General features: G+C 32.8%; 9 protein-coding genes. 7 read left to right on the plus strand and 2 right to left on the minus strand.

Annotated features, from left to right (window positions below):
• Window positions 1-333: 333 nt before the first annotated feature.
• Window positions 334-2,175: a hypothetical protein gene (locus T384_RS0101365; RefSeq protein ID WP_027119526.1), complete on the plus strand. Its 1,842-nt coding sequence runs from the start codon at window positions 334-336 to the stop codon at window positions 2,173-2,175.
• A gap of 53 nt (window positions 2,176-2,228) precedes the next feature.
• Here the strand turns inward: T384_RS0101365 and T384_RS07450 are convergent, their stop codons facing one another.
• Complete coding sequence (locus T384_RS07450) at window positions 2,229-3,506, minus strand: ATP-binding protein (protein WP_027119527.1); 1,278 nt, start codon at window positions 3,504-3,506, stop codon at window positions 2,229-2,231.
• 565 nt (window positions 3,507-4,071) lie between these two features.
• Entirely contained in the window at window positions 4,072-5,493 is a 1,422-nt protein-coding gene (locus T384_RS0101375; protein ID WP_027119528.1) for a hypothetical protein, read from the minus strand.
• Between the two features lie 270 nt (window positions 5,494-5,763).
• On the opposite strand from T384_RS0101375, the gene sufC reads away from it, so the two are divergent.
• The 6 genes from sufC to T384_RS0101405 all read left to right on the plus strand — a co-directional run bounded on the left by sufC (window position 5,764) and on the right by T384_RS0101405 (window position 14,224).
• A complete protein-coding gene (gene sufC / locus T384_RS0101380) occupies window positions 5,764-6,600 on the plus strand; it encodes a Fe-S cluster assembly ATPase SufC (RefSeq protein ID WP_027119529.1) in 837 nt (278 codons plus the stop codon).
• Window positions 6,584-7,225 carry a SufD family Fe-S cluster assembly protein gene (locus T384_RS0101385; RefSeq protein WP_027119530.1) on the plus strand — a complete coding sequence of 214 codons (642 nt, stop codon included), beginning with the start codon at window positions 6,584-6,586 and terminating at the stop codon, window positions 7,223-7,225. The genes sufC and T384_RS0101385 overlap by 17 nt, the downstream gene beginning before the upstream one ends.
• 2 nt (window positions 7,226-7,227) lie before the next feature.
• Entirely contained in the window at window positions 7,228-8,451 is a 1,224-nt protein-coding gene (locus T384_RS0101390; RefSeq protein ID WP_027119531.1) for an aminotransferase class V-fold PLP-dependent enzyme, read from the plus strand.
• Complete coding sequence (locus T384_RS0101395; protein WP_027119532.1) at window positions 8,435-8,887, plus strand: iron-sulfur cluster assembly scaffold protein; 453 nt, start codon at window positions 8,435-8,437, stop codon at window positions 8,885-8,887. The genes T384_RS0101390 and T384_RS0101395 overlap by 17 nt, the downstream gene beginning before the upstream one ends.
• A 3-nt stretch (window positions 8,888-8,890) precedes the next feature.
• A complete protein-coding gene (gene sufB, locus T384_RS0101400) occupies window positions 8,891-10,291 on the plus strand; it encodes a Fe-S cluster assembly protein SufB (protein ID WP_027119533.1) in 1,401 nt (466 codons plus the stop codon).
• A 297-nt stretch (window positions 10,292-10,588) separates the two neighbouring features.
• Complete coding sequence (locus T384_RS0101405; protein WP_027119534.1) at window positions 10,589-14,224, plus strand: hypothetical protein; 3,636 nt, start codon at window positions 10,589-10,591, stop codon at window positions 14,222-14,224.
• The last annotated feature ends 55 nt before the right edge of the window (window positions 14,225-14,279 follow it).

The raw sequence follows: 14,279 nt of genomic DNA on the forward strand, positions 1-14,279 counted from the left end.
CTTATTTGTAAATTTGTTAAATTAGCAGGTCCTTGATCTTCGTTTTGAATTTTAGTTATATTGAATTCATCGAGATTTATAAAGTCGCTAATAAGTTCGTTTGCGTCTTCTTTAAATTTCAGGATTGATTTATTATTAAGATATTTTTTAAAAATGTAAAATTGCATCGTACTAACCTTTCATTTTTTTTGAACAAATTAATGATAGTACAAATTCCTTTGATTGGCAACAATCAAGGGATTTTTTTGTGTACTTTTTGTACCTTAAACGTCAAAAAATAGGTGATTGAGTAATTCTGATTGCCAGAATTTTCCTCTACCACCTATTTTTTTTATGAAATCAGATTTCATTAAGAAAATTGCTGACCGCACAATTTCTTTACAATGATCTTATGCAGGCTTTAGTGATAATAATTGAAAAGCGCATTACGATATTATTAAAAGAAATGTAAATATATGAAATACCGATCCTTCAGTAGCTTCGAGCAAAAATAGCCCCTTTTTTTGAAACACCTATTTTGTAAGTAATGACCAAAGTGGCCGCAACTTTTCACTTCCTAAGTTTACTTCAGGTGGTACGGCTTGAATTGTTGATCGTATCTTTAATACACCAGAAGAACAAGCCCATCCAGATACACCGCAAAATGAATATTCATTTATTATGGCAACAAATAAGCACGTTGCTAATATTGCTGACCGGGCTGGAGCTAACCCTATTGCTTATGGAACACACAATAATGCATTCCCTGATGTTCAACAATATATTGATTTTAATGTTTGAGCCACTCTTTGATTGCAAGGCTTAAACAGGCAGTATTATCATGGCCAAACCACTTTAACACCAAGTAATTTCGAACAGATGTACCAAACGATTCCTGGTGCTTCTGATTCAGATAAACAAGGTCTGATTAATAATTGAAATGATTGGAAAAACAAATTTATTCCTCAAAATCAAACTAAAGTCCAAAATGCTCTAAATAAAGAAAAAAGCTGGTTAGCAAATTCTGGTTTTGATGATTTTGTATGGCAACGTTTTAGTCCTCAAAATGATGATTATACGAATGTCAGTAATGTTCCTTCAAGCGATGTTCGAGCAGCTGGTAAAGTTACGCCCGCAGAACAAGCAGGCTATAAATATCAAAATCAAATTTTATATGGTGATGATACTGCATGAAATCCAGTTACCAATATTAATGTTGATTATTATAAAGGCATTACTGAATGAAAATCCAAAACCGCAATGCGACAAACTTACAACATTAATGATTTCAATTTTACACCAGATCAACCAAGTTGATTAATTCAATCGCGTCAAAAATTCTTAGATAGCATTATTTATGCTCCAACCGAAACAATTGGTCATATTTACCGTGGTGCTTCATCCTCGGCTCAAGGTAATTTGATTGGCGGTCCTGGTTTAAGAAGAGAAACACAACAAGACATGTATACCAATCATTTAATGGGTGCAGATTTAGCGTTTATGAAAATGACATTTAATGCCACCGATTTGGCTCGTGATTGAAAACCCCTATATGATGTTTTACATGAAAAAAGTCCCGAACAACAAAAATGGTTTGCTGGCGCTGTTAGCGCGACTCCAAGAACGGATGATCGAACTACTACTTATGTTGCTGGTTATCCAGCAACAGACTCGACCAATGGGGTCAATCGGATCTTCTCATATCGGGTTGCTAATAACACAAGTGCTTTTTCAATGGACCCTGGATATTCTGATTCAGGAACTGGAAATGTTCTGCAAGCATATTACATCAAATACGATCCGGCGCTATGAAATGAATATTACGAACCTTATTCTTATGGCGGAAAATACAATCACAACTACCATCAGTTTCCAACTGATCCAGTAGTATCAAATAAAGATGTTGGTTTGTGAATGTCAACATCTTATGGGGTTTCAACTTTTATCCAATCTGGTGATTCGGCCAATCCGGGTAATTCAGGTTCGATGGTGATTGATGCTAACTTCAATAATTTCGGAATCTTATTTGCTTTTGGACCAATTGGTGGAACTGATCATACCTTGATAAATAGTTTTGTTGGGCTAGATCCATATTCTAAATCTAATGTTTTACCATCAGGAAGATCTAATGCTCGTTTGGAACTAGCAAAAATTTTAAGAGATGAAAAGATTTCAACCTTCAACATTAGTAAATAAATAATTTTAACTAGAATATGCACCTAATAAATATGGATTATAAAAGATTCGATTTAAGGCTTTAAAAGATTGATTGGAACTACTAATATCCCATCTTTTCTCGTATATGCGATTCCGGTTGATGTTAAAATCATCAAAAAAGAAGGCAGTCTTTTTTTGTGATCAATCATTCTTTGTTTAACCTTAAGTAAAGATTTAGCTCCTTTTTCAATTGCTGCTGTCCCACCTAATTTAATTTCAATTAGACCATATCTGCCATCATTTAAATTGATTACAGCATCACATTCTAATCCATTGCTTTCGCGATAATGGCTGAGTGATCCGTCAATGCTTTCTGCATAAATTCTTAAATCTCGAACTGCAAAATCTTCAAATATTAATTCAAAAGTTTTAATATCATTTAAAAGATTTTTTGGTGATAGTTTTAAAAAGTGGCATGCAATTGAAGGATCAACAAAATGTCTAACTGGAGTGCTTCTAATTCGAATCGAAGAACGATAATTAGGATTTCATGGTTCTAAATCTTCAAGAAAAAAATTGTCATACAAAATCTTGCTATATTTACTGATTGATTGTAATGATATTTCATATTCAATTTCGCTAGAAACGTCTTCTAAAATTGTTTTTATGGAAACTGGAGTAGAAATGTTTCTTGCAAAACTTTCTAATAAGATTTTTAGCAGCGTTTTATTTATTTTTCGAAATCGTTTTTCATTTAAAAAATCAAATTTAATTACCTGGTCAATATAATTTTTTGTAGATTGAAGACTTTTTTTATAATCATTTTGAATAACAGAATAAGGTCAACCACCACGACAGATATAGTAGGCAATATTCTCTAAACTGGATTCTTTGTTATCAATGAAAAAGATCTGGCTGTCTTCATTATTGAATAAATTTGATAAAGAAATTTTGCCAGCTGACTCTCCGGATTCATACAGGGACATCGGTCGCATCTTGATACTTACGATTCTTCCTGCTCCCGAATGATAAATTTGGGAAATATCTGCTGGCGTAGAACTACCACTTAAAATAAATAGTCCTGGTAATGATCTCTTATCAATCTCATTCCGGATTAAATCTCAGAGATGAGGAAACACTTGTCATTCATCTATGAGTCTAGGGTTCTCACCTTTTAAAATACTTGCGCTATCGATTTGCGAAATTTGCATATTTTCGTAATTAGCTAGATTAATATAACTATTTTGGAATTGCATACTTGTTGTTGTTTTTCCGCAAAACTTAGGACCTGTAATATGAACAGCACCCATAACTTCTAGATTTTTTTTGATTTGAGATTCAATAAGTCTGTCAAAATATATTTTTTTCATTGTTTAAACCTGTAAAATTATATAGAAAAATAAACTTTATAAAACAATTTTAAGAATAAATAAGATATCATTTACAAGACTATTAGTATATCATTTGCATAATTCCTAATATATCATTTGCATAATTCCTAATATATCATTTGCATAATTTCTAATATATCATTTGAATAATTTTTAATATATGATTGTTAATATATAATTTGAACATTTTAGATAAGAACTCTAACAAATTTAATAACTCAAAATATTTAATTTCATAATATCTTGAATACAAGTAATAATGCATAGTCCCAAAAGATAAAAATGTAGTAATTGGATTCGTAAAAGAAATAGGTGTGTAAAGATTCTGACTATCAGAATTTGCCTCTACCACCTATTTCTTTTATGAAGTCTAGTTAGTAAATGATTTTTTCGAATCAATGTGGAGCAATTATAATTAACTCAAGTTTACTGATTGATAAAAGTATTTCGTATCAGTAAAAATTTTAATTTGATCTTGTTGCTTCTGTGTATCCATTAGTTCGGCAAAATTAATTAACATTTAAGCTTTACAAACTTGTCAAAGTTAAACGTATTTTGAAATTTGCTGTTTATGATTCTTGATTTTTATCGCGATTTTTTCGATTGCTAAATAAAATTTAGTTTTAACTAAAGATAAAAGATATTGGATTGCAAAAATGACAAAATGTCAAACGTAAATGATTCAACCGTAAAACGCAATAAAATTCACAACAGAAACACCATTAATAGTTCCCTTTATACTTATAACTTGATTATTGATGAATAAAATATCATAACCAGCTCCAAAATGTAAGATAACAACTCCTAAAAACATCCGCGACATAACACTAGATAGTGCAAGTTGATCAACAATTAAAGTATTACTAAATTCAACATACTTTTGAAATCGAAAGTTATTGAAAATTGAATTTTTTCTTTGTGGTAAAGCAAGAAAAGCATAAAGTATTAAAACAGACATTATTAAGCTTGGGATTGAACTGAAATTATTAGCAGATAAATAAAAGAAGTCAAAATTATTTTGTAAATGTGTTGAACTAGCCGCTAAGCCTTGATCTAAAGCAGTTTCGGCAACAAAGAAGAAAAAAGATAGGCCAATGAATCAAGACAGTGTAATTTTTCAAGAAACTAGCTTTAAGTATTTTCTGATATAAAACCCTAAAATAAAATGAGCAACAACTGGTTCTCATTTAGTAAATGTAGTGACGTAATTAAATCCAGGTACTTTGTTTTGTAATTCAGTTCCCCCAAATAAAAATGTATTATTTCAGTAAGTAAAAAACAAGGCAATAAAAATTACGATAGTTAAAAAAATTGTATTGGTTTTTAAAGAGGCTTTTGCTAGTCATTTAAAAATAAAAGGAGCAATAAACGTAAATCAAAAGGTGGTAGTTAAAACAACTGTTCCAGTAATGAAAAAGTTTTGGGTTGGAATTAAACTAAATAACACTACCGTTCCAAATCATCCGTTAACGTTTTTGGGATATCCAAAATTTAAGAAATTAATTCCATTTGAATTTGCAGCAGGATTTTGGGATAATCCAGCAAATCCAGAGGACTGAACAAAGCCTTGGAACAACAAAGGATCATTCCGGCTTTTTAAAATCCCAAGTGCAATCCAAGCAACAATAATCATTAAAATAGCGTAAAAATAATAAGTTTTAAAAAAACCTAAATTGCTTTTCATCCAAGTTTTTCACCGATACCGTTGGTTGTCTTGCAGCGAGCACCAACTATATCCGAATGTAATCATTAATACAGATAAACCAATACTAGTTCCACCGAATTCTAAGAAATTAAGAAAGGTTTTTAAAGCTGGATTGTAATCGGCTTCAAAATTGCCCAATACAATTGACAACACACTAAATAAAATCATTATCAGCCGTAGTAATCCATAAGCTGTTTTGTTTGGAATAATATCAGTTGTATTACAGAAAGTCAGATCCGTTGAAGTTGTTGAAGTACGCATTTTAAATATTCTTCGATTCAGTTTTATTTATGAAATATTCATAATAAACTAAATTAATAATTTGAAAATAATTATTTCATGCACATTTTTTATTAAATACTTGTTATCAAAAACAATTAATAGATTGGTTTTTTAAACGTATAAACATTCTTATCTTTCTTCCTTGATCAATTAGATTAATTTTCGATTTTGGTTATTTTACGATTAAAAACAGCGATTATTTTTTAACTGTTGTTATAATTTATCTTATTGAGAAAATAAGGGGCTGCTATGTCACGATTAGAAATTAAAGATCTTACTGTAAAAATTAATAAAAAGCAAATTCTTACTAAAGTAAATGCCATCATTGAAAGTGGCGATACAGTTGCTATTATGGGTCCGAATGGACACGGAAAATCCACTCTTTTAAAAACCATTATGGGCCATTACAGCACAACTATTAGCCGCGGCCAAATTAAGTTTAAAAACCGACTTTTAAACAAAATGGAAACAGACGCTAGAGCGCGTTTAGGTCTTTATTTAGCTTCACAAGCTCCTGAAGAAATTCCGGGCGTTATGAATTTGGATTTTTTTAAAGCTGCAGTTAATGCTCGATTACCAAAACCTATTGCTTTACCAGAATTGTTTAAACGTGTTCAGAAAGCTTTACGTGACTTAAAAATGTCTCCGGAGTTATTACAGCGAGCTGTTAATGAGGGATTTTCTGGTGGTGAAAAAAAGAAAAATGAGATTCTCCAACTAAAAATTATCAATCCTGAATTTGCAATGCTTGATGAAATCGACTCTGGATTAGATGTGGATGCTTTAAAAATAATTACTCAACAATTAGTTTCGTGAAAGGCAGAAAAACCTAAAGAACGAACTTTGATCATTGTGTCCCACTACGAAAGAATGTTTCATTTAATCAAACCTAATAAGGTATTTGTTATTGTTAATGGGACTATTATTACTACAGGTGATTACAGTCTTGCTAAGAAAATCGATAGCCAAGGATATGACTGATTACGAAAAGAATTTAAGATCGAATTTAAAGAAAATAAACAAGAAGAACATGACGGATTTATTTTGGAAGATTCATTAGGAAAAATGTATGCTAAAGAAGATTAATGAAATTCATCAAGAAAGTGTTTTTTTAGAAATAAAAAAGACTAAAAACAATCTTGAATTCATTGTCCCTGATGGTCTTAAAACAGCTATTAATATTCTTGATTTATATGATGCTAATACAAAGCTAAATGCGGTTATTAAATTAGGAAAAAAATCAGAGGCTAAAATTATTGTTTCTAGTTTCGCTACAAACAATCAAAGTAAGCATTATAATGTTAAAATTGACCATCTTCAAGACGATGGAACTAGTAGTTTTCAATGCTATGTAGTAGCTGCTAAAAAAGCGGATACTAAAATTCAAATTACTAGTGATATTAAACCAAAAACTAACCACAATAATACTGCTCAACAAATTAAAGGCGTTTTACTATCGAATGATGCTCAAATTCATGGTGAACCACAGTTAATTATTGATGACAACAATGTGAAAGCAATTCACGCAATGGCTATTGGTCGAATAAACCCTAATCAAATCTTTTATTTGATGTCTAGAGGGCTCACAAAAGCCTTAGCAACTCAATTAATTTTGATCGGCTATTTTAACACTACGCTAGTAGCTATTAAAGATGATGAATTGTTAGATCAATATCATCAAAAAATTCAAAAATTATTTAAGGATAATTAAAAATGACACCTTCACAAATTCGTAAGCATTTTGCTTGATTTGATAATCATTCAGACTTAATTTATTTTGATAATGGAGCAACTAGTTTAAAACCAAAATCCGTTCTCAAAGCAATTAATGATTATTATCAAAACGATACGTATAATCCTCATAATGACACAACTTCTTATACTAGTCATGTTGGAAAAAAAATCAAAGAAATTCGTCAAATGACTGCAGACTTATTATCTTGTAAGGCAAATGAAATTATTTTTACACCAGGATCGACTCAAGGACTTAATCAGGTGGCTTTTGGAATTATTCCTTTGCTTCAACCCGGAGATGAAATTTTGGTACCTGAATATGAACATGCTTCGAATTTGCTTCCTTGATTACGTGTTGCTAAAATCACAAACACCAAATTTATATCCGTGAAACAAGGCGAACATTTAGAATTTGAGCAACAAATTTTAAAAGCTGTTTCTAAAAAGACACGCGTGGTTAGTTTTACTAGTGCATCAAACTTATTTGGAACAGCAATAGATGCTATGGAATTAGCAAGAAAAATTAAAGTCAAAAATCCAAAATGTTTTGTTTGTGTTGATGCAACTCAATCTGTTCAACACAACAAAATTAATTTAAAAAAAGGATATATTGATTTTTTGGCATTTTCAACGCATAAAGTTTTTGGACCAACCGGTTTAGGTGTAGTTTATTTAAAAGAAAACATCCAGTCAAAAATGAACCCACTAATTTATGGGGGAGGCACCTATCGAAGTTTTGATGTTAATACTGGAGAAATTGATTTAGTTGAAGGACCTACGGGATTTGAAGCGGGAACCCCAAACGTTGCTGGTATTTTTGGGTGAGGTGCAGCTGTAGAATTTATTAACAGTATTTCATATCGTGAAATTCATCGAATTGAAAATGAATTAAAAAACTATTTGGTTAAAAAACTTCGCACCATTAAAGGAATTAATTTATTGGATGCCCAAGTTGAAAACCCGACTGTTGTTTTTAATTACAAAAATGTTAGCCCCCAAGATTTGGCTTATTATTTGGGAACTAAAAAAATTATTGTTCGTGGTGGCACATCTTGTGTTTATTTAGCAAGAAAAAGAAGTGAGTCTCCTCAAGGTTATGTTCGGGTTTCGATGATGTTTTATAACACCAAAAAAGAAGTTGATAAATTAGTTAAAGCATTACGCGAATTTAAGGTTGGTGATAGTCTTGTCGGGTTGATCTAAAAATGAAGATTTGAAGCGGATGATGATTATTGAAAAATACGAGAATCCACGACATAAAATTTCTGAACAAGAAGTTAAAAAAATTGCCGCTAATTATCAACAAATAAAAGCAGCATCGACTTCTTGCATGGATAATTTTGAATTTTATTTAAAGGTTGAAAAAGAGATTATCAAAGATGTGAGATATTTTGGCGAGGGATGTGTTATTTCAATTGCAGCAAACGAAACTATTTGCGATTACGTAATAAACAAAACTTTGAAACAATCTTTATTAACATTGACTCAGTTTTTTAGTTTAGTTACAGAAGATAATCACGACAAGTTGAAAAATTTAGATGAATCTTTTTGGGTTTTTGATAAACTTCATTTACAACCAGGAAGAATCAATTGTGGCAGTATTAGTTGTAAGGCAATAATTAAATTTTTAAAGGAATAAATTATGGGAATTTCACGAAAGATCTTAAATAAAAAATACCAATATGGTTTTAGTGACGGAGATGTTTCTGTTTTCAAAACCAAAAAAGGTATTTCTCCCGAAGTTGTTAAAGCAATTTCTAAAGCAAAAAATGAACCTGAGTGAATGCTTCAATATCGGCTTGAATCTTTAGCTATTTTTAATGAAAAACCAAACCCGTCTTTTGGACCTGATTTGTCATTTATTGATTATAACCAAAGTGTCATGTTTTCACGTCCAGCAAACGAATCTACCAATATTTGAGAAAAGATTCCAACTAAAATCAAAAACACGTTCGCTAAGCTTGGAATCCCTGAAGCTGAAGCTAAATTTTTAAATGGCGCATCAACCCAATACGATTCAGAAATGGTTTATCATAATATTCAAAAAGAATTAGCAGCTGTTGGCGTTATATTTACAGACACTGATGATGGTTTAAAAAGATATCCAGAAATTTTTAAAAAATACTTTGCTTCTATTGTTCCAAACACCGATAACAAATTTGCTGCTTTAAATGGAGTATTCTGATCTGGTGGTTCATTTATTTACGTTCCTAAAAATGTTGAAATCAAGAAACCATTACAAGCTTATTTTAGGATTAATGGAGAAAAAGTAGCTCAGTTTGAAAGAACGATAATTGTTGTGGACGAAGGCGCTAAATGCCATTATGTTGAAGGATGTACTGCGCCTGTTTATAGTTCGGATAATTTACATTGCGCAGTGGTGGAAGTTTTTTGCCATAAAAATTCTACTGTGCGTTATACCACTATTCAAAATTGGTCTGATAATGTCCTTAATTTAGTGACTAAACGCTCAATTGCTTATGAAGGTGCAAAGATGTCTTGAATTGACGGAAATATTGGAGCACGGATTAATATGAAATATCCGTCAACTATCTTGGCGGGAGAATATGCAAGTGCTGATTGTATTTCGATTGCAGTTGCAAATAAAGGAATAACTCAAGATGCGGGCGCTAAGATGATTCATTTAGCACCGCATACCCGTTCAAAAATTATTTCCAAGTCCGTATCGTTTAATGGTGGAAACACGATTTATCGCGGCTTTGTTAAAATTGGTCCAAAAGCATTGGATTCATCAAGTAAAGTTGAATGCGATACGCTTTTAATGGATAAGATTTCTCGGACCGATACTTTACCAACAGAAATTATCGGAAACAAAGAGTCACAATTAGAACATGAAGCTAAGGTTTCAAATATTAGTGAAGAACAATTGTTTTACATGATGAGTCGAGGAATTCCTAAAGATGTGGCCGAAAATTTAATTGTCTTAGGGTTTATTGAACCTTTCTCTAAGGAATTACCAATGGAATATGCTGTGGAATTAAATCGTTTAATAGCCATGGACATGACCGGATCTGTAGGTTAGGTCCTTTGTTGGTTTATTTCTAATTTGTTTTAAATCTTAAAAATTGCCCAGAATTTTTAAAAAAAAGGCAATTTTTAATTTTTGATGTCTCCATTTAAGGTTAATATTTGGCTTTTTTTGGCATTTTTCAACATAACTTGGTGTGCTTATGTTTTTTAGTAAATGTATAATGTATATATTAATCTATAGGCTTAATCCGGTTTTAGTATTGAAACACACGCTTTTTAAACATGTTTTTTATTCAATCAGATTAGGTCGATGCAAAAATTTTCAAGGTTGGTAAACAAGGTGGCTCATTTGAATAACCCCGCAGTAGAAGATACTGAAATCGATTCTTTACAAGGTAACGAAGACCCTAGCGCTAACGAAGCGGTATTTGGTAATCTGTGAGATGGATCTGAACCAGTAGATCCAAACGCAGTTGAACAAGAAGAAGAATTTCAATTACCAGAGGATGGTTCCATCCAAATTGCGTATGATGCAGAAGGAAATGGTTATTACATTTCGTATAACTACGATACAGGTGACTACCAAGATCCTTGAAGTGGTGATGTTTATGATATTTCCTTGCTTTATGACGAACAAGGTAACCCCTTTCATTTTTTTGGTGAAGAACCAGCAGCTGCAGTTGAACCTGTTGTTGAAGAAGTTCCTGCAACTCCAGAAACCGCATATGAAGTTCCTCAAGAAGTAGCAGCTGAACCAGTAGCTGAACCTGTGTATGAAGAAGTTCCACAAGTTACGTACGAAGCACCAGTTGGGGTTAATCCAGAACCGGTTGCTCCAGTTGTTGCTGAAGCACCAACTTTAGAAACTGTTGAACCAGAAACTGTTCCAGTTCATGAAGAACCAGCTCCAGTAGTTGCTGAAGCTCCAGTTTATCAAGAACCAACTCCAGTTATTGCTTCGCAACCAGAAGTTGCTCCACCATTAGAAACTCCAGTTCATCAAGAACCAACTCCAGTTGTTGTTTCACAACCAGAAGTTGCTCCAGCATTAGAGACTCCAGTTCATCAAGAACCAACTCCAGTTGTTGCTTTGCAACCAGAAGTTGCTCCAGTAGTAGAAACTCCAGTTCACGAAGAACCAGCTTTAGTTGTTGAAGCTCCAGTTTATCAAGAACCAACTCCAGTTTTTGCTTCACAACCAGAAGTTGCTCCAGCATTGGAAACTCCACTTTATCAAGAACCAGCTCCAGTTGTTGCTTCACAACCAGAAGTTGCTCCAGTAGTAGAAACTCCAGTTTATCAAGAACCAGCTGCAGTTGTTGCTTCGCAGCCAGAAATTATTCAACCACAACCATTAATTACAGAACAGCCTGAACCTATTGTTTCTTCAGTTAGCGAACCAGATTCAGTTTCATCACAACCCTTGTCAGAACAAACAATTACCTCGTTTGAGCCTACTATAAATGAACAGCCTGTTGCAGCACCAGTGATTGAACCAGTTCATTTTGAGCCAGAAGTGGCAACTGAAAATTTTGAATTTACAAAATCAGACGACTCAACAAGCACTCCAACGTCTCATGATACTAGTTTAGAACTAACTCCAGTTGTTGATGAGCAATTAGTTCAATCTGTTTTATCACATGAATCTCATGACGAAATACATAAACCCGAAGTTGAAGAATTTGTTCCAGTTCGAATGGATGAACAAAATGAAGGTGTTTACGTTATTGACCAACATAAACCAGTTGTAGAAGACCTCGTTCCTTTACTTCCGGAAGAACAAGCCCATGGTTCTTATGATAAAGAAGATACAGTTGAAACTAAACATGAAGATTTAAGTACTGAAGAATTTATTCCAATGCCTTCTCATGATCACCATCACGAAGAAGAATTTATTCCAATGCCTTCTCATGATCACCATCACGAAGAAGAATTTATCCCAATGCCTTCTCACGATCATAATCATGATGAACAATCACCAGCATTAGAATTATCTGATGAAGAAAAACAACCAGAAACTGAAGTTGCATTTGACGATATTCAAAAACCTGAAGAAATTATTTATACAGTTGTCGAAGAAGAACAACCTGTTGAATTTGAAACTAAAGTTGAAGTAGCTGAAGAACCTTCACAACCTTGATACTTACAACTTCCTGAAGAATCAGAACAAGCAGAAGTCGTTGCGCCAACAACAACCGTTATTGAAGAAGAAGCTGCAGCAGTTGACTTTAGTGATTCTGATTTACAAGAAAAAGCAACTACAGTTGACTCTGATGTAAGCATTGAACAAGAAAAACCACCAGTTGTTGTCGAAAGCAATGATGAATCTCAAAGTCCTGAAGTTAAAAAAGCTTTCTGAGAATTGCATATTGGCAACCCAGAATATGGACATGTAGGTGAAAATAATAAATGAGTTTGAGACGGTTTCTTCTACGACAATGGAACCTTTGTTTCTAGTCGGGTTGCTCCTTCTGTAGTTGTTAAACCTGAATCTGTGAGTGCCATCGACGAAGTCGTTGGACATGTTGAACCAAGTCCTGAACAAGACCTAAATACAATTCAAGACGTTTTATTTGAAAAACCTGAAGAAGTGTTTGTTCCTATTAAAGAACCACAGTCACATGCTGAACGCTATGGCAATTCTAAGTATGATGGCGATGTTGTTATTTTGGATGACCAACAAGCTCAACAAGCCTTGAATCATGTTGAAAGAGAAGTTATCGAAGTTGAACCGGTTAGTGAACCAGTTGTGGAAACAATTGAACCTATTAAACCAGTTGAAACCTTTGAAACAAAACCTGAAGTTGAAGAAATTCAACCAGAACCAATAATGAGTGAACCAAAAACTAATTTACCAACTAGAATCGTTTCTCCAGCTGAAAAATTAGAAGCTTTAACCAGTGAAATTGTTTCTGGTGAACCAACTGATATTTCTGAAGACGATTTATTTGGAACAAGTTCTTATGATCAAAAAATCAAAGAAACTTTGATTCACATGCTTGATTTCTTGAAGAAAGCGAAATCTGAAGCAACAACTGTCTTTAAGACAATATCTAAGGAATTGCGTTTGGAAATTGATGCCATTGTAGCTGATAACGAAAAACTCCGTCTTGAATTCAAAGATAATGAAGGTCGAATCAGTTCTAAAAAATCTGAACTATTAAGAACAATCACTAATGACTTTAAGCCAGGAAATAACTATAACACTGGAAAAGATTTTGAAAGCCTACAACACGCTCAAGATTACAACAAACATTTATCAAGCACAATTACTGAAAACGAAGCTCGTTTACAAGTGCTTACAAACAATTTAGCACAACTTAAAAACGTGTATGATAAGCGAATGACAAAATTGGCTAACGATACTGTCCGTATCCAACGTTTGGTTTCGGGATTAGATGGTTCAAATCGGGATTTAAGTCAAATTGAAGCAAATTACTATAATTTGCTTAAAGCGCATGATGAGTATCGTTCTCGATTAAACAATTTTGCACCAACAAACTTTGCTAAACCAACTCCAACAAGTCTTGTTCAATTCAATTCTCCAGTTTATGCTCCAACCGGATTAACTAACCCTGCATATGATTCTTTAAATGCTTTCGATTCAACTGCTTATAGTGATTTTTCTTCGAACGCTTTCTATAATAGTGAACTTCCAATTTTTGACTTTGCTCAACCTAAATTGTTAAACCCAACAAAATCATTATTTGACGATAACGGTTTTGGATCATTTAAGAAGAGTTCAAGTTTTGCAGATGATATTTTGAAACCATTATCTACTAACAAAAGATCTTCATTAAACTTCATGGATGATATCTTAGATAGTGATTTTGAACTATTAAAACCTGATCGTACAACAACTAACTTAGATGACTTGTTTGCAGACGATAATAACTTCTCAAGCGGATCTGATGACTTATTTAATGATAATTATGATGCTAAAGCATCATTAACAGATGAACTCGAAGATTTGTTAGGACGCTAGAAAAATCGTCTATAATATTAGCAATCGATTAACTTCAATCGTAACCTTAAAATCC

It is taken from the genome of Mycoplasma testudinis ATCC 43263, from assembly GCF_000687795.1.
Classification (GTDB): domain Bacteria; phylum Bacillota_I; class Bacilli_A; order Mycoplasmatales; family Mycoplasmoidaceae; genus Mycoplasmoides; species Mycoplasmoides testudinis.